General features: G+C 72.0%; 19 protein-coding genes. 7 read left to right on the top strand and 12 right to left on the bottom strand.

From position 1 onward, the window contains the following. Positions 1-100 precede the first annotated feature (100 nt). Complete coding sequence (locus ACZ6IM_RS13250; protein ID WP_174256326.1) at positions 101-412, top strand: hypothetical protein; 312 nt, start codon at positions 101-103, stop codon at positions 410-412. A gap of 31 nt (positions 413-443) precedes the next feature. On the opposite strand, the gene ACZ6IM_RS13245 is transcribed toward ACZ6IM_RS13250, so the two are convergent. The 3 genes from ACZ6IM_RS13245 to ACZ6IM_RS13235 all read right to left on the bottom strand — a co-directional run bounded on the left by ACZ6IM_RS13245 (position 444) and on the right by ACZ6IM_RS13235 (position 4056). Then, the gene (locus ACZ6IM_RS13245; protein ID WP_052842167.1) at positions 444-1253 is read right to left on the bottom strand and encodes a hypothetical protein; all 810 of its coding nucleotides are present in this window, start codon (positions 1251-1253) and stop codon (positions 444-446) included. Between the two features lie 294 nt (positions 1254-1547). Then, the gene (locus ACZ6IM_RS13240; protein ID WP_469556549.1) at positions 1548-2768 is read right to left on the bottom strand and encodes an acetyl-CoA C-acetyltransferase; all 1221 of its coding nucleotides are present in this window, start codon (positions 2766-2768) and stop codon (positions 1548-1550) included. A 265-nt stretch (positions 2769-3033) separates the two neighbouring features. After that, positions 3034-4056: an SGNH/GDSL hydrolase family protein gene (locus tag ACZ6IM_RS13235; protein WP_052842165.1), complete on the bottom strand. Its 1023-nt coding sequence runs from the start codon at positions 4054-4056 to the stop codon at positions 3034-3036. Positions 4057-4223: 167 nt separating this feature from the next. Between ACZ6IM_RS13235 and ACZ6IM_RS13230 the strand changes: the two genes are divergently transcribed. After that, positions 4224-5609, top strand: a complete 1386-nt coding sequence (locus tag ACZ6IM_RS13230) for a cystathionine beta-synthase (RefSeq protein ID WP_052842164.1) — start codon at positions 4224-4226, stop codon at positions 5607-5609. A 361-nt stretch (positions 5610-5970) separates the two neighbouring features. Here the strand turns inward: ACZ6IM_RS13230 and ACZ6IM_RS13225 are convergent, their stop codons facing one another. The 9 genes from ACZ6IM_RS13225 to ACZ6IM_RS13185 form a co-directional block, all read right to left on the bottom strand. Next, entirely contained in the window at positions 5971-6396 is a 426-nt protein-coding gene (locus ACZ6IM_RS13225; protein WP_052842163.1) for a hypothetical protein, read from the bottom strand. 108 nt (positions 6397-6504) lie between these two features. Then, positions 6505-6963 (bottom strand): protein-tyrosine phosphatase family protein, encoded by a 459-nt coding sequence (locus ACZ6IM_RS13220; RefSeq protein WP_052842162.1) that lies wholly within the window; start codon positions 6961-6963, stop codon positions 6505-6507. After that, positions 6960-7928: a lysylphosphatidylglycerol synthase transmembrane domain-containing protein gene (locus tag ACZ6IM_RS13215; protein WP_469556546.1), complete on the bottom strand. Its 969-nt coding sequence runs from the start codon at positions 7926-7928 to the stop codon at positions 6960-6962. Before ACZ6IM_RS13215 ends, ACZ6IM_RS13220 begins: the two co-directional genes overlap by 4 nt. After that, the gene (locus ACZ6IM_RS13210) at positions 7925-10306 is read right to left on the bottom strand and encodes a PEP/pyruvate-binding domain-containing protein (protein WP_469556543.1); all 2382 of its coding nucleotides are present in this window, start codon (positions 10304-10306) and stop codon (positions 7925-7927) included. The genes ACZ6IM_RS13215 and ACZ6IM_RS13210 overlap by 4 nt, the downstream gene beginning before the upstream one ends. Next, positions 10299-11381: a Rieske 2Fe-2S domain-containing protein gene (locus tag ACZ6IM_RS13205; RefSeq protein ID WP_469556540.1), complete on the bottom strand. Its 1083-nt coding sequence runs from the start codon at positions 11379-11381 to the stop codon at positions 10299-10301. The genes ACZ6IM_RS13210 and ACZ6IM_RS13205 overlap by 8 nt, the downstream gene beginning before the upstream one ends. A gap of 46 nt (positions 11382-11427) precedes the next feature. Continuing rightward, the gene (locus ACZ6IM_RS13200; RefSeq protein WP_469556538.1) at positions 11428-12354 is read right to left on the bottom strand and encodes a Rieske 2Fe-2S domain-containing protein; all 927 of its coding nucleotides are present in this window, start codon (positions 12352-12354) and stop codon (positions 11428-11430) included. A gap of 71 nt (positions 12355-12425) precedes the next feature. Then, entirely contained in the window at positions 12426-13535 is a 1110-nt protein-coding gene (locus tag ACZ6IM_RS13195; RefSeq protein ID WP_052842157.1) for a Rieske 2Fe-2S domain-containing protein, read from the bottom strand. Further along, positions 13532-14416 (bottom strand): polyprenyl synthetase family protein, encoded by an 885-nt coding sequence (locus tag ACZ6IM_RS13190; RefSeq protein ID WP_469556534.1) that lies wholly within the window; start codon positions 14414-14416, stop codon positions 13532-13534. Before ACZ6IM_RS13190 ends, ACZ6IM_RS13195 begins: the two co-directional genes overlap by 4 nt. Positions 14417-14537: 121 nt before the next feature. Beyond that, complete coding sequence (locus tag ACZ6IM_RS13185; RefSeq protein ID WP_469556532.1) at positions 14538-15449, bottom strand: TauD/TfdA family dioxygenase; 912 nt, start codon at positions 15447-15449, stop codon at positions 14538-14540. Positions 15450-16192: 743 nt separating this feature from the next. Here ACZ6IM_RS13185 and ACZ6IM_RS13180 point away from each other — a divergent pair. Genes ACZ6IM_RS13180 through ACZ6IM_RS13160 form a run of 5 tightly spaced genes read left to right on the top strand, consistent with a single transcriptional unit; the run spans position 16193 to position 20999 of the window. Further along, on the top strand, positions 16193-17302 hold the full coding sequence (locus ACZ6IM_RS13180; protein ID WP_469556529.1) for a transmembrane-type terpene cyclase: 1110 nt from the start codon (positions 16193-16195) through the stop codon (positions 17300-17302). A 13-nt stretch (positions 17303-17315) separates the two neighbouring features. Then, positions 17316-18212: a methyltransferase domain-containing protein gene (locus ACZ6IM_RS13175; protein ID WP_469556526.1), complete on the top strand. Its 897-nt coding sequence runs from the start codon at positions 17316-17318 to the stop codon at positions 18210-18212. Continuing rightward, positions 18209-18883, top strand: a complete 675-nt coding sequence (locus ACZ6IM_RS13170; RefSeq protein WP_469556523.1) for a phosphatase PAP2 family protein — start codon at positions 18209-18211, stop codon at positions 18881-18883. Before ACZ6IM_RS13175 ends, ACZ6IM_RS13170 begins: the two co-directional genes overlap by 4 nt. Next, positions 18880-19809, top strand: coding sequence for a hypothetical protein (locus tag ACZ6IM_RS13165; RefSeq protein WP_052842153.1), 930 nt, complete (start codon positions 18880-18882; stop codon positions 19807-19809). Before ACZ6IM_RS13170 ends, ACZ6IM_RS13165 begins: the two co-directional genes overlap by 4 nt. After that, the gene (locus ACZ6IM_RS13160; protein ID WP_469556520.1) at positions 19806-20999 is read left to right on the top strand and encodes a cytochrome P450; all 1194 of its coding nucleotides are present in this window, start codon (positions 19806-19808) and stop codon (positions 20997-20999) included. The genes ACZ6IM_RS13165 and ACZ6IM_RS13160 overlap by 4 nt, the downstream gene beginning before the upstream one ends. Positions 21000-21097 lie beyond the last annotated feature (98 nt).

Below are 21097 nucleotides of genomic sequence, written 5' to 3'. Positions count from 1 at the left end.
CGCCTCCGGGCGAAAGGGGATGTAAGCCGGTCCTTCAGGTCACCGTGCCTGAGCGTGCGCCCGTTGGCAACAGTCCCGGACGGCCGCGTACGCTCGCGCCGTGGTTGATACGACGCCTTTGACCCGTGCCGTGGACGACTTCGCCGACCGGCTGCGGGCCGCCCCGCAGAGCAGGCTGCAGCGCGGCGCCGCCGCCGAGGCGCTGGAGCTGGCCAGGGAGTTGGCCCGGCGCGCCCAGCTGGTGGAGGAACCAGGGGCCGAGCCCCGCGAGATGCCGGACGCGGGCATGTTCGCCGCCGCCGACCAGATCGCCGTCGCCGCACACGACTTGGCCCTCGTGCTGGAGGACGAGGGCCAGGTGGAAGAGGCGGCGGCGCTGGTGGAGGAGGCCCGCAAGAGGGCCGGAGTCTGACGTGACTACGCGCTGGGTGTGGCTGGCGTGACTACAGGGACGCGATGACGCGGTCCGCCAGGATGTAGACGTTCTCCTCACCGCAGGCGAAGGTCAGCGTGTAGGCACCGGAGATCCCCGAGCCGCCGAGGAGGTACGGCGTCTGACCCGCGCCCAGCGCGGCGGCCAGGCGCTCCGCGGTCTCGCGGTGCCCCGGGGTCATGCACAGGGTGGTGCCGTCGGCGAAGACGTACACGTCGAGGGTGCCCAGCGGGCCCGGCCGGACGTCGGCCAGCGCGACGCTCGACTCGGCCAGCTCCTCCAGGGTCGCCACGGTGCGGTCGTGGTCGTTCACGGCCGGGGACGGGTTCGGCACGAAGTCCGGGTGGGAGGGGTGCCGGCGGCGGGCGGCGGCCAGCTCGGCGGACTCCCTGGGACCGGCGTGGCCCGCGTCCGGCGAGGACGGCTCGTCGGTGTCCGCGACCGGCTCGGTCACGGACTCCAGGCCCACCAGGTCCGCCTGGCGGGGCAGGAACAGCTCACTGTCGGACAGACCGAGCAGCAGGGGCGCGTCGGAGGCGTCCCGGGTCTCCTGGGCGGCCCAGAAGGCCCGCGCCTCGGCGAGTTCCCGCTCGCGCTCCTCGGCGAGCGCCTCCGCGACGGCGGCGCGTATCTCCTCGGCATCAGCGGTGGTGCGGGCGGCGGGCACCCGGCCCCGCGTGGCGGTGGCCCGGCTCTCGGCCAGCTCGGCGCGCAGGGCGGTCACCTGCCGGCGCAGCACCATGATGCTGCGCAGGACGGCGACGCCCACGGCGCCGGTGGCGGCCGTGGTGAGCAGCAGGGCGATCGGCATGGCGCTCACTGACGTACTCCCGGTTCAAAGTCGACCCCCGACTTCCTACATCAGCTTGAAGGGAGGACTAACCGTCTGTCAGTGCGTAACGTCACGAAACGGACAGGACTTTGGGCCCGGAAGGGAGGGGTGGGACTGGTCTGACCTGCGTAAATCCAGGGGGCGGGAGAGGTAGGTCACATCCTGGGGGAGTTTGGGTCACAAAAAGGCCCAGAACCCTGGGGCGAACAGGGTCCCGGGCCGTGTCGTCACACTGGGTCCGCGGGGTGCTACTGACGGTCCCTCAACGCCCCTCGGCGGGGGTCAGCTCAGGCGCTCGATGACCATCGCCATGCCCTGGCCGCCGCCGACGCACATGGTCTCCAGACCGAACTGCTTGTCGTGCGTCTGGAGGGAGTTGATCAGCGTGCCGGTGATGCGGGCGCCGGTCATGCCGAAGGGGTGGCCGACGGCGATGGCGCCGCCGTTGACGTTCAGCTTCTCCAGCGGGATGCCGAGTTCGCGGTAGGAGGGGATGACCTGCGCGGCGAACGCCTCGTTGATCTCGGCCAGGTCGATGTCGCCGATGGTGAGCCCGGCGCGGGACAGCGCCTGCTTGCTGGCCTCGACCGGGCCGAGGCCCATGATCTCGGGGGACAGGCCGGAGACGCCGGTGGAGACGATGCGGGCCAGCGGGGTCAGGCCAAGCTCGCGGGCCTTGGTGTCGCTCATGATCACCAGGGCGGCGGCGCCGTCGTTGAGCGGGCAGCAGTTGCCGGCGGTGACCAGGCCGTCGGGGCGGAAGACCGGCTTGAGGCCCTGGACGCCCTCCAGGGTGACGCCGGCGCGCGGGCCGTCGTCCTTGGCGACGACCGAGCCGTCGGGCAGCGTGACCGGGGTGATCTCGCGCTCCCAGAAGCCGTTCTTGATGGCTTCCTCGGCGAGGTTCTGGGACCGGACGCCGAACTCGTCCATGTCCTGCCGGGTGATGCCCTTGGCGCGGGCGAGGTTCTCCGCGGTCTGGCCCATCGCGATGTAGGGGTCGGGGACCAGGCCGTCCTCGCGCGGGTCGTGCCAGGTGGTGCCCTCCTGCTGGGCGACCTCGGCGGTGCGGGCCTCGGCCTCGGCGAACAGCGGATTGTGCGTGTCCGGCAGGCTGTCGGAGTTGCCCTTGGTGAAGCGGGAGACCATCTCGACGCCGGCCGAGATGAAGACGTCGCCCTCGCCGGCCTTGATGGCGTGCAGGGCCATGCGGGAGGTCTGCAGGGACGAGGAGCAGTACCGGGTGACGGTGCAGCCGGGCAGGTGGTCCATGCCCATCTGGACGGCGACGATCCGGCCGAGGTTGTTGCCCTGCTCGCCGCCGGGCAGGCCGCAGCCGAGCATCAGGTCGTCGATGTCCCTCGGGTCCAGCTCGGGGACCTTGGCGAGGGCCGCCTGGATGATCGTGGCGGCCAGGTCGTCGGGGCGCAGGTCCTTCAGGGAGCCCTTGAAGGCCCGGCCGATGGGAGAACGGGCGGCAGAGACGATCACGGCTTCGGGCATCACGGCTCCAGTGATGAGGGGTTGGCGGCTGCTGGGGAAGTTACCCGGCCGTATGGCCCGGGTCACGGGTGCGGCGGTGTGACATGGACCGCAACTGTCTAAGCGCTTGCTTTTGCCTCCGGCGGTTGGGCGGGCTTTTCCCGCCGGGTGCGTGGTGGCGGGTGTATCCGGGGGCTGCGCCCCCAGACCCTCTTGACCCCCCTTCGGCCTGGACGGCCTCGTCCTCAAACGCCGGACGGGCTGGTGGGTCTCCTCGGTCTCGGGCTCAGGCGTTGGACGCGCTGGTGGGTTCCGCCTCCGTCACCCGGCGCCGCCTGCGGCGTTTGAGCAGTGCCCAGGGCCCGCGCGGTCCCGTGGGCATCGCGGCGGCCACCTCCGTGCCGGCCTCGGACGCCGCCTCCGCCGCAGCCCTGGCCACCGGCAGGAAGCCCTCGCGGCGCAGCGCGTCCGGGTGCTCCTCCTCGGCCGGCCACAGGCCGAGCGCGGCGCACACCGACGGCAGTACCGCCATCGCGGCGGTGGCATACCCCTCGGCGGAGGGGTGGTAGTTGTCGGGGCCGAACAGCTCCCGCGGGTTCTGCGCGAACTCCGGGCCCAGCAGATCGCCCAGCGACACCGTGCGCCCGCCCTGCTCGACGACGCCGATGGTCTGCGCCGCCGCGAGCTGCCGCGAGGCCCGCCGGGCCAGCCAGCGCAGCGGTTGCCGCACCCGCTCGATCGTGCCCAGGTCCGGACAGGTGCCGACGACCACCTCCGCGCCGGCCGTGCGCAGGCGCCGTACCGCCGCGGACAGGTGCCGCACCGAGCGGGTCGCCGGCATCCGGTGGGTGACGTCATTGGCGCCGACCATGATCACGCAGATGTCCGGCACCCGGTCCGGGTCAGCCAGCACCAGCGCCACCTGCCGGTCCAGGTCGTCCGAACACGCCCCCGGCTGCGCGACCGACCCCAGCCGGACCGGCCGCTCCGCCACCGCCGCGAGCCCCGACGCCAGCAGCGCGCCCGGCGTCTGCCCGGCCCGGTGGACGCCCTGCCCGGCGGCCGTGGAGTCGCCCAGCATCACCAGCCGCAGCGGCGGATCACCGGCCGTGGGCAGGGTGCCTCCGTACAGCCCCTGCGCGTTCGGCACCCGGGTGGGCGTGCCCACGCCCACCCGGCGTCTGGCCAGCTGCACCTCCGCCACCACCAGGCCGACCGCCGCCGCCCCCGCCAGCCCGATGCCGCCGCCGCCGTACGCCGCGCCGGCCGCGATCCGCCGGGCCACCCGCGCCCTCGACATGCTCGTCATGCGTCGCCGCCACCTCCTCCAACCCGTACACCCACTCCTTGCCCCGTACGGACGGTCGCCCAATCTCAACGCAGGGTGAACGACCGTCACGGGGCATCGGCGGGCCCGCAGGCCATAGGCTTGCCGGACCGATATCGACCCTTCATTTGCGGCATCCGGAGACCACGGTGCAATTCCACGACTCGATGATCAGCCTCGTCGGCAACACCCCGCTGGTGCGGCTCAACAACGTCACCAAGGGGATCAGGGCCACCGTCCTGGCCAAGGTGGAGTACTTCAACCCGGGCGGCTCGGTGAAGGACCGCATCGCCCTGCGCATGATCGAGGCGGCGGAGAAGAGCGGAGAGCTGCGGCCCGGCGGCACGATCGTCGAGCCGACCAGCGGCAACACGGGCGTGGGCCTCGCCATCGTGGCCCAGCAGAAGGGCTACAAGTGCATCTTCGTCTGCCCCGACAAGGTGTCCACCGACAAGATCAACGTGCTGCGCGCGTACGGCGCCGAGGTCGTCGTCTGCCCGACCGCGGTCGACCCCGAGCACCCCGACTCGTACTACAACGTCTCCGACCGGCTGGTCCGCGAGACGCCGGGCGCCTGGAAGCCGGACCAGTACTCCAACCCGAACAACCCGCTCTCGCACTACCACTCCACGGGTCCCGAGCTGTGGGAGCAGACCGAGGGGAAGATCACCCACTTCGTGGCCGGCGTCGGCACCGGCGGCACCATCTCCGGCACCGGCCGGTACCTGAAGGACGCCAGTGACGGCGCGGTGAAGGTGATCGGCGCCGACCCCGAGGGCTCCGTCTACTCCGGCGGCTCCGGGCGCCCGTACCTGGTCGAGGGCGTCGGCGAGGACTTCTGGCCGACGGCGTACGACCGCGAGATCGCGGACGAGATCGTCGCCGTCTCCGACAAGGACTCCTTCCAGATGACCCGCCGCCTGGCCAAGGAGGAGGGCCTGCTGGTGGGCGGCTCCTGCGGCATGGCGGTCGTCGCGGCCCTCGAGGTGGCGGCACGGCTCGGCGAGGACGACGTGGTGGTCGTCCTGCTGCCGGACAGCGGACGCGGCTACCTCAGCAAGATCTTCAACGACGAGTGGATGGCCGACTACGGCTTCCTGGAGGACGCCGGACCCAGCGCCCGCGTCGCCGAGGTCCTGAACCACAAGGAGGGCGGCCACATCCCCTCCCTCGTCCACATGCACCCGGACGAGACCGTCGGCCAGGCCATCGACGTACTGCGCGAGTACGGCGTCTCGCAGATGCCGATCGTCAAGCCCGGCGCCGGACACCCGGACGTGATGGCCGCCGAGGTCGTCGGCTCGGTCGTGGAACGCGAGCTGCTGGACGCGCTGTTCGCCAAGCGCGCCTCGCTGGAGGACCCGCTGGAGAAGCACATGTCCGCCCCGCTGCCCCAGGTCGGCTCCGGCGAGCCCGTCGCGGACCTGATGTCGGTGCTCGGCCGCGCCGACGCCGCGATCGTCCTCGTCGAGGGCAAGCCGACCGGCGTGGTGAGCCGGCAGGACCTGCTGTCCTTCCTCGCCAAGGGCAAGTAGGACGAGCCGGACCGGCGGCCGCGGCCCGGTGATCTTCGTGGACTTCGCGGAAGTGGTACGCGCACGTCATGTGCGCGCAGCAGTCGCTTAACACGGGACCGGCAGAGTACTGGGTGTCGGCAGGGAAGGGAGCGGCTCCCCGGACCAGCCGACGCCGAACGGCGTCACGGACCTTCCGGAGCGGCTCCCGGACCTCCAAGGACGCCAAGGACGCGCCGGTCCGGCCGTGAGGCCCGGCACCGCGCGCGTCCCCCGCGGGGACCGCCGTCGTCCCGCCCCTCAGTGATGGGGGTGCGGCGGTCCCCGCGCAGTCTTCCGGCTGCCTTCCCGCTGCCTTTTCCTTGCCTGCTTCCTTCCGCCCTCAGTCCTCCCAGGCGTCGCCCCGCCCGGCGCGGCGGCGGTGCCCGAACAGATCCGGGTTGGTGCGGGCCGCCTGGACCACGTTGACCCCGACGATGCCCGCCCAGGCGACCAGCATCCCGGGCAGGTGCGCCACGCCGCCGCCGATCGCGGACAGCGGGATCGCCAGCACCAGCGAGACGATGCCGAAGCCGAAGCGCTCGCCGAAGGAGTCCGTCGGCCGCGGCGACCGGCTGTCCCGGGCCGCCGTCATCTGCTGCTCGGCGAGCTGCCGGCGCACCCGGCGCTCCACCGCTCCGTCGATGCGCTGGTCGACCTTCTCCAGGAACGAGTCGACCAGCGCGGACTCGTACTCCTCGCCGAGCTCCCTGCGTGTCCGCAGGGTGGCGTCGAGTTCCTTCTTCAGGTCGGCGTCGCGTGCGTCCATTCCCGTCATGCGACCCAAGGTAGGCATCCGGGGGCGCCGGCGGCACTGGGGACAGCCCCCGTATCCGGTGGGGGTCGTCCCGAAGGGGTCCGGGAGGGCGGGGCGAGGTCACGCCCGCCCGGTTCCCCCGGTGCTCGCGGCGTGGACCTGGCGGACGAAGCGCCGCTGCCAGGGCACCTCGACGGCACGGGGGTGGTAGTTGCGCCGCACCCACTTGACCGCCTCCTTGGGGTCCATGCCCTCGAAGACGCAGATCGCCGACAGCGCGGTACCGGTCCGGCCGATGCCGCCCCCGCAGCAGACCTCCACGCGCTCGCCCGGCGCGCGCTCGTAGGCGTCGCGGAGCTTGCGCATCGCGTCCATCGGGTCGGCGGGGAGCCAGAAGTCCCGCCAGGGCACCCAGACCGACTCCCAGGGCGGGCTGGGCGGCTCGTGATCCGTCAGGTGCACGGTGAACGTCGGGGTCTGTCCCTCCGGCAGGTCGTAACGGAGGCCGCGCCCCCTGAGCCTGCGGCCCGAGGGCAGCTCAACCAGCTTGGGGGTGTCAGCGTTCCATAACTCGGTCATCCTGAGTCCTGTTCCGATCGGTCGCGTAGCAATGAATTGCCGGCCATTGCCATCATCCCCAGCGGAATCTGGGGAAGCACTTGTTGGGCATGGAAGACCAGTGCGAAGGCCAACCCTTCCGCCTGACCGAGGACGCCCCCCGTCGCGCCCAGGACCGCCGCCTCGAAGGTGCCCAGCTGCCCCGGCAGCGTCGGCAGGATGTTGGACACCTCGATCGACAGCAGGACGAGCACCAGCACGGCCGCCGACAGCCCCAGGCCCAGCGCTTTCGCGACCGCCGTCGCCGCCACGAGGTCGAGCCCCCGGGTGGCGACCCCGGCCGCGCCCACCTCGGAGAAGACCCGCGGGTGGCGCACCGGCCCGAGCGAGGTGCGGGCGTCGAAGACGATCCGCCTCAGCCGGCCCTCCCGCGCCGGGCCGGACGGCGTGCGCGCGACCCGCACGATCAGCACGGACTCCACCGTCAGCACCGCCAGGTACGCCCAGGCGACGGCCACGGCCCAGCCGGGCACTCCACTGCCCGGCCACCAGAGGACCACCAGGAACGGCACCAGGCCGAGGCTGGAGAAGAACTTGCGGACCAGCATGAGCGTGACGGTCACCGTCCGCGTCACCCCCTCGCGCAGGAGGTAACCGACCCGGACGAATTCACCGACCCCCTCCGGGCTGACGGCCGCCGCCGCCTGGACGGCGAACTCGATCCGCACCAGCAGGGGGAACCGGATCCGGGACTCGGTGAACATCGCGTTCCAGCCGAGTGCCCTGGTCACCTGGGAGGCCACGTTGGCCAGTACGGCCACGGCCAGCCACCGGGGGTCGGCCGCGGCCAGCGCCGTCCACAGGTGGTCGGGGTCCATGCCCCGCAGGGTGAAGACCAGGCTGACGGCCACCGCGGCGAACAGCAGGCCCCGGACCACCCGGTCGCGTGTGGCGCGGTTCCTGGGCGTGGGTACGGCCGAGGTCACGCTTCCCCCAGCAGCCGGACGGTGCCGGAGTCGCCGTCGACGGTCAGCACGTTCCCCGTGACGATCCGCGACGTCGCGGTCCTGACGCCCATCACCGCCGGGATGCCGTACTCGCGTGCCACCACCGAACCGTGCGACAGCGCGCCCCCGACGTCGGCCACCACTGCTCCGACACGGGCCAGGAGCGGTGCCCAGGCCGGCGTCACCTGACGGACGACGAGGATCTCTCCCCGCTCCAGCGCGTCCGCCTCCGCGATCTCGTGGACGACCCGGGCCCGGCCGGTGTAGCTGCCCGGGCTCACCGCGGATCCGCTCAGGCCGTCCTCCCGCTCCTCCTGGCGCTCCACCCCGAAGAGCGCCAGGGAGGTGATGTCGGTCCCGAAGAGCATGATCCGGGCGTCGGTGGGGACCACGTCGGGCGGGTTGAGCCGCCGCTGCCACTGGCGCCGCAGTCGGCGCTCGCACACCAGGTCGCGCCAGCGGGCGTCACCGGCGCCCGTGCTCACCCAGCTGTTCAGTTCCCCTCCGGTCAGGTAGAAGACGTCGTCGCCGGCGTCGAGCAGGCCGGCGCGCACCAGCTGGCCGCCGAGTTCGAGATATCCCGCCCGCATGAACGGCCAGCCCAGCGTGAAGTGGTGCAGTGCCTCGTCCCGTACGCCGCTCCAGTGGTGCGCCCAGCGGTAGATTCGCAGCCGGGTCCGGCCCAGCGGTCCGCGTCCGAGCCGGCGGACCGGATCGCCGGCGCCACCGGACCCGGGCAACGGCGCCCGGGTGCCCGGCTCCCCGCCGTCGCGGCGGCCGGCGACCACCGAGCGGAGCATCGAAGGGTCGTCGATCGCGGTGGCCTCGGCCGGGTCGAGGCTGTACACCAGGTGGCCGAACCGCTCCAGGTACTCGCGGAGCAACTCCTCCTCCTCCGCCGGATCGGCCGCCGCGATCCGCTCCAGGGCGCGATCGGCCTGGTGGGCGAGTCGTTCCCCGCCCACGAGCAGGGAGCCCGCCGTCAGTCCCGCGGTGCGGCGGCCGCCGCGTGCCAGGACTGCCTCCAGCAGCCACTCGGAGGTGTTCCAGTGCCAGGCGAGGCCACCGATCACCGCCCAGTAGCGGGCGCTCAGCTCCTCCACGGTCCGGATCCGCCGCAGCACCTCGACCGGCGTGAGGTCGGCCAGCGGCGTGTCCCGCGCCCGCTCCAGGCCGTCCCGGAGCGCGGGCAGCACTTCGCCGCGCCAGCGTCGCTCGACGCGCGAGAGGTGGAAGCCCAGCCAACGGGCGGTGAGCCGCAGGGTGCGCAGCGGATGCCGGGACAGGGGGAAGTCGAACCGCAGGTAGGCGAAGCCGTTGACGGTTCCGTGCATCGGCTCCGGGATCAGCGGACTTCGCCTGCGCAGCGCGGTGGGACCACCCCAGTTGGTCGCCCACCGGTCGATCAGCGTCGGGAAGAGGGTGCTCGCGAAGAGCGGGGAGAGCGGATCGGACAACCACGAGTCGCAGATGCTCATTCGGGCCCACCGTGCCCCGGGGACCTCGCTCACCCAGTCGCCGAAGTGCGTCGGATGCGGGACGGCGGCGGTGATCGGACGGGCCTGCAGCACATGCAGTCCGTCGTCGTCCAGGGCCCATTCGATGTCCTGCGGCCCGCCCAGTGCCTCCTCCACCGCCAGCGCGGTCCGCACCAGTTCACGGAGGGGGCCCGAACGCCCCGCCGACTCGCCCATCCGTTCCCCGAACGAGTTGCTGAACGCGGGCGCGTGCGGCTCGCGACGGGAGAACGCCGCCCGGCTCGGCTCCACGAGCCCGTCGACGAGCCGGGTGCCGAGCCCCTCGACCGCCTCCACGAGAACCAGGTGATCGGCCCCTGCCACCGGTCCCTCGGCCGTGAACACCACTCCGGCCCAGGTCGGCGCCACCATCGCCTGCACCACCACGGCCATCGCCGGGGCCTCCTCGTCCAGGCCGATCCGGCCGCGGTAGGCCTCCGCGCCGGCGGAGTGCCGGGAGCGCCGGCAGCGGCCGACGGCGGCCAGCAGTTCCTCGAAGGTGCGGACCCCGAGCACGCTCTCGTACTGGCCGGCGGCGCTGCTCGTCGCGCCGTCCTCGCTGGTGGCCGACGACCGCACGGCGACGCCGTGCGGGGCGTGCAGGGTCTCCCAGCGGGCTCGCGCCCGGGCGACCGCGTCGGGCAGCAGCCCCGATCCCCCGTCGTCCTCCTCGTCCTCCGCCCTGTCCGCGGAGGCGGCGAACGCGTCCACCGGGAGGCAGAAACCGGGGGGCACCGGGAAACCCGCCGCCACCAGCCGGCCCAGTCCCCTGGCCTTGCCCCCGACCTGCTCCAGGGGCAGCCCGGCGGCATCGATCAGATCCACGACATGCTCAGCCACGCTGCGCCAACTCCACCAACTGCTGGTAGAACCGCCGGAACCGCCGGACCGCCTCGTCCCCGGGCACATAGATGCCGTGCCGGTCCCCCGGCAGCAGGGTGTCGAAGACCGGGAGGTCCTGGCGTGCGGCCACCTGCACCTCGGCGCGGTGGACCAGTGAGCGCAGCCACCCGACGATCCCCGCACCGTCGGCGTCCACGGCGGCGTTGATGTGCTGGACGCTGTGGTGCTCCCCGATCGGGGTGACGGCGAGGACCATCCGGTACAGACGCCGGCCGTCGGCGAAGTACTCGATCTCCTGGCAGCTCGCCCAGCCGCGCACCCGCAGGGTGAACTCGTCGGCGTTGAGCCCGAACGCGTTGGACACCGTGCCCAGCGGTCCCCGGTACGAGGGCCAGGTCAGGGTCGCGTCGCAGCGATCCTCCGGGCCGCCGCCGGCCGCCGTCGCGCCGCCGCCCGCCGCGCCCGGCACGGCGCCGCTCAGCGCCTTCCCGCCCGCGGCGGGGAAGGTGATCCGGGCCTGCCCGGCCACCGTCAGCCCGTGCAGGGCCACCAGGTGGTCGGGGTCATAGGTGTTCTCCAGGATCCGCCGAGTGGTGGCCCTGGTCGGGTCGGCCAGGCGGAAGGCGCGGATGCCCGGGAACCGGCGGGCCTCCAGTCCCGGCAGGTCCGGTGGCTCGTACCGGGGCGGCCCGGCCCCGTACCACACCCACACGTAGCCGGAGCACTCGCGCGTGGGCAGTGCGGTGACGGCGGCCCGGGCCGGCGGGCGCCTCCCCGGCACCGAGACGCACGCCCCGGACCCGTCGAACCGCCATCGGTGGAAGGGGCATTCGAGGGTGCCGTCGACCACCCGGCCGCCGAACAGGGCGGCGCCCGCGTGCGGGCAGACCGCACCCTGCACATGAGCCTGCCCGTCCTTGCCGCGCCAGGCGACGTGGGCGGTGCCGAACAGGGTGGCCCGGCGAGGCCCGGTCCTCAGCTCGGCCGAGGGGAGCGCGACGTACCAGCCCGAGGCGAGGTTGGTGACCGGCCTGGCCGACGCGGCCAGGCGTTCCGACGTCTTCCGCCTCATCCGCTCTTCCCCTCGTCGATCCGCCGCCGTTCCCGCGTCGCGTCCCTCATCGCGGCCCCCGCCCCGTCCAGTGGCGATGGAACTGGCGGAACCGCAGCACGCCCTCGTCGTCCGGGGTGTTGATCGAGCCGTCGGTCTCCTCGGCGTCCCGGTAGATCCGCAGGTCCGCCCGGGTTCCCCACCAGTGCTGGAGCCGGTAGGCCCAGAAGACCGGGGCGGAGCCCAGCAGACCGCCGGCCCGTGGCACGACGGTCCAGCCGTGCATCGTGGTCCTGTCCCGCGCCACCGGCGTCACGGCCAGCAACTCGTGTGCGACCGGCCGGTCGTCGAGCTCGAAGGTCAGCACCTGGTACGAGGGCGTCGAGCGCAGGTGCAGGCAGAGCCGTCCCAGACCTCCGGGGCGCCCGGCCAGGGGGCCGGGCAGGGCGATCGAGTCCGTGGTGATGCGCGCCCCCATCGTGTGTTTGTTCTCCTCGGCGTCCCAGGTGAGCCGCAGATCTCCCGCGATGCCGTGGACCACCGGGAAGTGGGGCAGGTCGAAGCCGTTCTCCAGGACCCGGCGGGCCGTGGCGTTGGTGTCGAAGGCGAAGCGGTAGCGCCGGTGGGCCGGCGACGTCGGGCCGAGGTGCGGGAAGTCCGGCGGCGGGTACTCGGGTACCGCCGAGCCCCTCCAGGTCCAGACGTAGCCGAGCCCCTCCCAGGAGGGGTGGACCCGGGCCGTGGTGCCGCGTGGCAGGCGCCGGGTGGACGGGGCGGCCACGCAGGTCCCCTCCCCGTCGAACCGCCAGTGGTGGAACGCGCATCGCAGATCCCCGTCCACCACCCGGCCCAGCTCCAGTGCGGCCCCCTGGTGGGGGCAGAAACGGTCCATGACCACGGCAGCGCCGTCGCCCGTGCGCCACACCACCACTTCCGTGCCGGCCACGACCGCGGGCCGGGGCCGCCGTCCCACCCGGGTGGAGCGCTCGGCCACGTACCATCCACGCGCCAGGTCGCGGGGGGCTTCGAGATCGCGGGGCGGCCGGCCCCGCACCGGCGCGGGACTCATGTGCCGGCCTTTCCGTCGTCCGCCGCGCGGTCGACCCACGACTGGTAGTAGCGGCGGAACCGGAGGAGCCCGTTGTCGTAGCGCACGTAGACCGTGGGCTGGGCGTTGCGGGTCGAGTCGTAGACGGGCACGTCCTGGAAGGTCCCCGCCCGGTTCTGGACCCAGAACAGGACGTAGTGGAAGAGGGTGCGGTGCCAGCGTCCCGTGCGGCGCACGCCGGCCCATCCGACCTGCCGGGTGGCCCGGTCCCCCTCGGGGACGATCCCCATGATCACTTTGTAGATCTCGGTGCCGTCCACGTACGCCGTGAAGCGCTGCCCACCGGGCCAGCCGTCGACCAGCAACTGCATGCGGCGGCCCATCGCGAACGTGGAGACGACGGCGGTGAGCCAGGCGAACGGGGCGCGGCGCAGCGGCGGCCGCCACGGCCGTCCGGAGAACCGGACGCCGAACCAGGCGTCGTCCCTCGACAGCGGCGGGCCGTTGTCCGCCGCCTCGGACTGAGCGGTGAGGACGCGGAACTCCACCCCCTCCAGGTCGAGTCCGTGCAGGGCGCTGAAGTGCTGGTGGTCGACCGCGTTCTCCAGCAGCTGCCGGACCGTCCCGGTGGTCGCGTCGTCGTAGTGGAAGCCGAGGTAGCGGCGGGGCCTGTCGGAAAGGGCGGGAAACTCCGGCAGCTCGAAGAGGGGCTCGGCGGTTCCGTACCAGACCCAGACGAATCCGTGCGCCTCGCGGGTCGGGTAGGACCGCGTCCGGGCGGTCGTGGGGATGCGCGAGACGCCCGGGATGGCGGAGCAGGCGCCGTTCCCGTCGAACCGCCAGTGGTGGAAGGGGCAGCGCAGTTGCCCGTCGACGACGTCGCCCAGACCCAGGTTGGCGCCCTGGTGGGGGCAGTGCGCCGTGACGCACCGTGCCGTTCCCCGCCGGTCTCGCCACAGCACCACCTCGCGTCCGAACAGCCGCATCCGGTGCGGGCCCTTGCCCAGCCGCGAACCTCTGATCGCCGCGTACCAGGAAGCGGCGATGTTCGCCCCGGCGGGATTCGGCGGGAGGGCCGAGACGGGAGTGGTCTCCAGCTCCTCGCGGGAGCCGTCGGCGCCGGTCATGCGGCGGCCCGGTCGTGGACGACCTGAGCGGCCCACCGGAGCATGGACGCGCGCTCGCCGAAACCTTCGAGTTCCGCCACGGCGTGCGCGATCAGTTCGCGTACCCGCTGCCGCGCCTTCTCCACGCCCATCAGCCGGGGGTACGTCCATTTCCCCGCGGCCCGGTCCTGGCCGACCTCCTTGCCGAACTCGTCGAAGGTCGACGTCTCGTCGAGTATGTCGTCCACGATCTGATAGGCGAGCCCGAGGTTTCTCGCATACGTCGTCAGGCGCGCTATGTCTTCCTGCGACGCGCCTCCGAGTATCGCCCCGGTGACCACCGAGGCCTCGATGAGCGCCCCGGTCTTCTTGATGTGCATCTCCTCCACGGTCCACGGGGCGACCTGGTCGAGTCCCTGGCAATGGAGGTCGAGTGCCTGGCCGCCGGAAAGCCCGGACGGGCCGACCACCTCGATCAGTTTGGCCATGACGCCCAGAAGTTTCTCCGGGTGCAGGGTTTCGGCGTTGTGGAGAATGAACTCCAGCGCGTACGCGAGAAGCGCGTCTCCTGCCAGCAGCGCCATTCCCTCACCGAACACCCGGTGATTGGAGGGGCTGCCGCGGCGGAAGTCGTCATCGTCCATGGACGGCAGGTCGTCGTGGATGAGTGACGCCGTGTGCAGCATTTCCAGGGCGCAGGCCGTGGGCAGGGCAGTGGCCACATCGGTGTCGAACATCTCGAAGGCCAACAGGCACAGGGTGGGCCGGATGCGTTTTCCGTCGGCCAATAAGGAATAGGCCATTGCCTCACGCAGCCTGGGTGGCCCCACCGAGTCCACCGAGGAACGCAGCCGTTCGTTCACCTGGCGCCGGAAATTCTCCATCGGGACGGGATAGTCCACGTCCGCCTGGGTGTTGCCTACGGGCAATGACATGAGCGTTCACTTCCCCCGTGTATTCGCTGAACGAGTCATCGACTGACTGCGTACGGACGTGGTGCGGCCGGTCGCCAGGACCTCTTGCTCAGAGAAACGACGGCCGGCCAGGTGCGCTGCGGGACAGCGACCGGTGGTCGGCCGGGCCGGTCACCGTGCTGCCGCCGGCCACGCTCAGCCGCTTCAGCCAGCGGTCCGTGCCGTCGTATCGCGGCTGGAAGGCACGACGGCCGTGCACGGCGCGGTAGTTGTCGACGATGAGCACGTCTCCCTCGTCGACCACCACGTCCCGTTGGGCGCGGCTCAGCTCGTCGACGACCGCGGCCAGGGCCTCGGCGGCCTCCTCGTCGCCGGGCAACGCGGTGGTGTAGGGCGCGTCGATCCGCAGGCACGGGGAGCCGGGAGTGCCGAAGAAGAGGGCGACCGGCTCCGGGTCCTCGTTCATCTCGTGGGCGCGCCGCAGGATCTCGCTGCCGGGAGCGTAGTCGGCCAGCTGGCGCAGATGCTCCAGGTCCGGGCGGATCAGGAAGCGCTTCTCGCGCAGCACGGACCGGTGGCGTTCGCTCAGCCGCACGTCGTGGACTCTGCCGATCGTGGTGGGCACGCGGTCGGGATTCCGGATGCCGAGCAGTGCCAGGTAGCGGCACCGGTCCTGGTGGAAGCCGTCCTCCGTGTGCCACTCCAGGGCGACCGAGCCGTGACCGCTCTGCTCCCGGCGGTCGCTCTCGACGGGGACCAGGTTCTGCACCATCCGTCCGCGCTGGATGGTGGGCCACGCGAAGACTCCGCCCAGCCGGGAGGCCACCAGCGCCAGTTGCGCCTCCTCCGGGGCCTGGCGGGTGTCGTCCAGGCCTTCCTGCCAGGTGAGCGGGGTGGGCCCGCACCGATCCGGGTCCACCCGAACGCCCGAGACGCGCAGCGCGCACAGCGTGGGGGATTCCCGGAATTCCTTCAGAAGGGCACGCAGCGACGCCGGTATTCGACGGGCGTACTCTTCCACTCCCTTATAGAAAGAGGGAATAGAAGGCGATCCATGGGCGGTCAGCGCGGCACGGGCTGCCGCGTGTAATTCATCTGCTTCTGCGGCGGACAATGAGTGCTCTAAAACGGCGTCCAATGCATACCCCCGTGGTCTGGACGGCAACCATTTGCGGCAGGTCTTGCAGCTGAGCCTGAGCGGCGGAAGTCGATATGGTACACCATATTGACCACCCGTTCGGATGGACGCAACCCGGAATTTCCCCTTCCGTCATGGTGGTTGTGCGCCCGCAGGCCATATGGATCATGCGGTTTCGGCTCTAGGAGGCTGGATTGAGCAGCATGAGAACCCTGAGGTTGTCGGCTTCTGGGCGGGTCAAACGCCTGTTGACCTCGGCCGTCGCCCAAGTCGCCCCGCCGTTGCGCCGCGGTACCGAGACGGCCGTCAGTGAAGGCATCCACCGACCCGTCCTCGGGTCCTCCCTGAAATGGCAACTTCATGCCACGCCCGCACGCTTGACAGTGCGCTACCTGGCATCCGCGATGAAACGCGGACGTCTCGCCGCCCTTGCTCCGGAACCTGTGGGAGGGCGGATTTTCGGCCAACTCTCAGATTTTAGGGACGCCTGTATCGAAAGAGTTCTCGCACGTCTCTGCACCCGCATTCCCGATGGCGCGCAGCTGCATCAGGACATCGCGGAACTGGCCGAGACCGAATTCGCGGTCCGCCGGGGGACCGCGGAACCGAGGCAGCTGCGGCGCCTCTTGGAACTGGCCCCCAGCGAACTGCGCGTCGTCCGCGACCTCGGCCGGTCGTGGGACCGCCCCGGTGCCGAGGCGCTCCGCGAGGCGCTCCGGCCCGCCGAGACGCTGGCCTATGTCGCGTGGGACGTGACGCGGTACGCGGCCGGTCCCGAGACGATCAAGCGCACCAACATCTACGCGGCCTTCGTCGACACCCACGGTGCCGCGGCAGCGGACCGGCTGCGCGATGAAGTGGCCGACTTCAGAGCCCAGTTGGAGAAACGGCTCCGGTCCGTCGGCGCCGCGGACCGGGAACGGCTGCAACGGGCGGTGGCACTCCACTGCGCCCCCGCATGGGGCGACTATCCGGAACCGGCGTTCGAACGGCACGAGGACGAGGCCACGGCCGACGGAGTGTCGAGCGCCGTCGTCCTGTTCGGCATGTTGTGCGTGGTCGGTTGGCTGGTCGCCTACGTGGCGATCATCTACCGGGGCTTCGCCGACCAGACCTACGGCGTGCCGCTCGCCGCTCTCTTCGCCAACCTGACCTGGGAGTTCGCCTACGGTTTCCTCCTCGACCCGCTGGGTGACTACTTCCACACCGCGAGCATCTTCGGGTTCCTGGTCGACGCCGTGATCGCCTGGCAGGTGTGGAAGTACGGCGCGGCGCAGTTCCCGGACAGCGCGCTCGGGCGCTACTTCCGCCCGCTGTTCGGCCTGTTCGTGGCCGTCGCCCTGTCGGTCAACTACCACGCCTTCATCGACCTGGCCGATCCCGACGGGGAGTACACCGGGTTCGGGATCAACCTGATGATGTCGATCCTGTACATCAAGATGCTGGAGGACCGCGGGTCGCCCGCCGGCCAGTCGATGTACATCGCCCTCGGCAAGTGGCTGGGCACGCTGTGCGCCTGGATCGCCACGGCACTCACCGTCACCACCTCGCCGCAGCGGACCTGGCCGACGAGTTGGTCCGACTTCGGGCGCAAGGCTCTGGGCAACCGCTCGTACCCGCTGACCCCGCTGATCAACGTGATGTACGGGTGGACGTTCCTCCTCGACGCCGCCTACTGCGTCCTCCTCCACCGCCGTCTCCGCGCCGCCGGCATGTCGCCCTGGCGCCGGTTCTAGGAAGGGAATGCCCATGAACGCGAGCCGTCAGCAGGTCGTCGACTACTTCGAGGGAACACGCTGGGACTACCGCCACCTGTGGCGCAGCGAGAAGGCCGGGGCCCTGCACTTCGGCTTCTACGACCAGGGGATCCGGAACCACGTCACCGCGCTGCGGCGGATGACCGGCTTTCTGGCGTCCGTCGTCGGGATCACCCCCGAGGACCGCATCATGGACGCCGGCTGCGGGATCGGCGGGTGCGTGATCCGCATCGCCGAACGGTTCGGCTGCCGGACGACCGGCGTGAACATCACCCCCTTCCAGGTCACGGCCGCCCGGGAGGCTGCCCGTCGGGCGGGCGTCGAGGACAACGTGGAGTTCGTGGAGGCCGACTTCACCGACACCGGGCTCCCCGCAGGCTCGCACACCGTCGTATGGGCGCTGGAGAGCGTCGTTCACGTCGACGACAAGGAGGCCTTCGTCCGCGAGGCCCACCGGGTGCTGGCTCCCGGCGGCCGGCTGATGATCGCCGAGTACCTGGTCCGCGAGGACCCCGCGCTCACCCCGGCCGAGGAGGACGAGCTGCAGACCTGGTGCCAGGGGTGGGCGATGCCCGGTCTGCTCTCGGAGGCCGAGTACGAGCGGCTGTTGCGCAAGCAGGGCTTCGAGGAGATACGGATCCTCGACATCTCCCACCACGTCGCCCCCTCGCTGCGGCGGCTGGGATGGCTGGTGCGGCTGCTCGGCCCCACCGCCCCGGCCTTCCGGCGGATCGGAGTGCTGGCTCCGGTACCGGCCGACAACCTGATCGCGTCCGCGGCGCAGATCCGGATGTTCGACGCGGGCGTATGGCGCTACAAGGTGGTCACGGCCAGGAAGCCCGGCGACGCCGACCCGGCCGCGAGCGCCCCCGCCGAGCCCGCCCTGTGACCGGGGCCGAGGCCGCGGCCGCCACAGTGGCCGCCTCCCGGCACCTCGTCGCCTCGGCGGTCTCTGCGGTGGCGCTCCTGGTGCTGACCGTGCTGGTGACGGCCCGGAGCGATGCCGTCAGAACGTTCGACGCCGACGCCCGCGAATGGGCCGACCGTTCGCTCGGGGCACCGGACGGACCCTGGGCGGGCGCCGGCGGGTGGGCGGACCTGGCGGGCTCGGCCCTGCTCGCCGCGGGTGTGCTCGCGGTCCTCGGCCTGCTGCTGTGGCGTCGGCGCCTCGGCGCCGCCCTCTGGGTGCTGGCCGGACTGAGCGTGCAGTTCGCCGCCGAGATGCTGCTCGAACCCCTGGTGGGGCGGCCCGCCCCGGTCCCGGCCGACGGCGCGCGCCAGGACGCCGGGTTCAGCTTCCCGTCCGGCCACATGGCCTCCGCGACCCTCGTCCTGGTGGTGCTGCTGGTGGTGGTGCGCGGGGGCACGTGGCTGTGGTGGCTGTGCCTGGGCGCGGGCGCGCTCCTCGTGCCGGCCGTCGGCGTCTCCCGCGTCCTGGCCGAAGCCCACCACGCCGCCGACGTCGCGGGCGGCTGCCTGCTGGGACTGACGGTCGGCTGCGCGGTCGCCTGGCGTCTCGACGCCCGACATCCGAACTCCTGCGGAAAGGAAGCCAGATGATCACTCCGGCCGGCCTGGCGGCGACTCCCCTGGGGAAGGCCGCGGGCATCGTGCGGGACTACGTCCTGCGGATGTACTACGTAGTGGACGAGGTGCCACGCCGGCAGCGCCTGCGGCTGACGCCCGTGCTGCTCGGCGTCGAGTACCTGGTCTATCGCGTCGACTCGCTGGCCGAACGGAACGCGGCGGTGGACCTCGATGCCGTGCGGGGCAGCGACTACGAGGCGTTCCACACGTACAAGAGGGCCTTCGAGAAGGTACTGCGGCTACTGAGGGCGTGGAACGACGACGTGGCCTTCCTCGTCGACGAGGCGGAGCGGTTCATCCGGCTGGAGAACGGCACCACGTCGCGCGGCACCGTCGCCCGGGAGGACGTCCTCGCCATGGTCGAGCTGCGGCCCACCGACGTGCGCCTGCTGCGCGCCATGACCTTCGCCCTGCGCCGGCGGCCGATGGACCCGGCGGCCCGGGACCTGCTCTGGCCGGTGGAGGTGCTCGCCGACATCGCCAACGACCTGCGGCACTACGAGCAGGACGTCGCCGCGGGCACCCTGAACGTCTACGCCGCCTTCGTGGAACTCTTCGGGGACGCGGCCGCCGCGGAGCTTCGACGCGAGGTCGACCGCTACGAGGCGATGTTCCTGGAGCGCCTGTCGGCGCTGCCGCCCGAGCGGCGGGCACGGATCGCCGACGTCTGCCGGCGCCGCTACGCGGAAGCCGTGGGGCCCTACCCCCGGACTGCCGGCCACCGCCCTGCCCCCGCGCCCGCTTCCCCCTCCGGCACGGGCCTGCGCAAGGGCGTCGCCGTGGGCGGCGCGCTGACCGTGGGCGCGCTCGCCGCGGCGGCGTACCGGCGCGGCAGGACGCCGGCCTCGCCGACGCCTGTTTCCCTATCGCCCCACATCGAGAGAGGACGCACCTCATGAGCGGCGCGACGCGTCGGACCCCGGTCATGTTCAACCCGCTCTCCGACGGATTCATGGAGGACCCGCACCCCCACTACGCCGAGATACGCCGGCACGCACCGGTGCACGCGCACCCGGGGGGCTTCTGGGTGGTCTCCCGGTACAAGGACGTGGAGGCGTTGCTGCGCGCGGACCACTCCGTCGACAAACGCAACGCACGGGGCGCCGACGACGCCGGCCGGTCGCCGCGCCTCATGGGACTCGCGCTGATCGACCAGGACCCCCCGCACCACACCAGGCTGCGCAGACTCGTCTCCCAGGCGTTCACCCCCCGCGCGATGAGCGGCATCGAGCCGGTGGTGCGCGACCTGGTCGACAAGGCGCTGGACGGCCTGGACTCGGCCGGGGGAGGGGACCTCGTGGAAACCCTCGCCTTTCCCCTTCCGTTCGCCGTGATCACCCGGATCCTCGGCATGCCACCGGTCGACACCGTGCGCCTGCGCGAGCTGACCAGCCTGCTGATCCGACTGGGAGAGCCCGGGGCCGGCGCCGAGGCGGACGTCGAGGCAGCCGACGCCGAGATGGTGGACCTGGTCTCCGACGCGATCTCCCGCAAGCGGCGGGACCGCGCCGACGACCTGCTCACCGCCCTCATCGACGCGGAGGACGACGGCGACCGACTCAGCCACGACGAACTGGTCGCCCAGGTCGCCATGATCTACGTCGCCGGCTACGAGACGACCGTCAACCTGATCTCGGGCGGGACCCTCGCGCTGCTGCGCCATCCCGACCAGCTCGGCCTCCTCCGCGCCACACCCGGCCTCGATCGCAACGCCGTCGAGGAACTGCTCCGCTACGAGCCGCCCGTCCACCTCGCCCGACGCGTCACGCTCGTCGCCCAACCGCTGGGCGACCACGAGATCCCGGCCGGTTCGGTGGTCCTCGCGAGCCTGGCCGGGGCCAACCGCGACGAGGAGTTCTGGGGCCCGGATGCCGACCGGCTGCGGCTGGACCGCGAGAACGCCCGTCGTCACGTCTCGTTCGGCGGTGGTGCCCACTACTGCATCGGCGGCGCGCTCGCCCGGATCCAGGCCCGGGTCGCCATCGGCGAGCTGGTCCGCCGCTTCCCCGGCCTGGAACAGGCCGAGGAGGTCCGCTGGAACGGACTGCTGAGCCTCCGGGGCCCCGCACGTCTCGCGGTCCGTTGCTGACCTGGCGTCAGTACCGCCCGTTGCGAGGAGCCGAGGAGCCGAGGAGCCGAGGAGCCGAGGAGGTGAGGGCCGGGGGCACGGCGCCGGCGGGACTGGAG

It is taken from the genome of Streptomyces sp. NPDC042336 (assembly GCF_055581985.1).
Note: the sequence above shows the minus strand (reverse complement) of the source record. Positions and strands in the feature narration are given on the sequence as shown.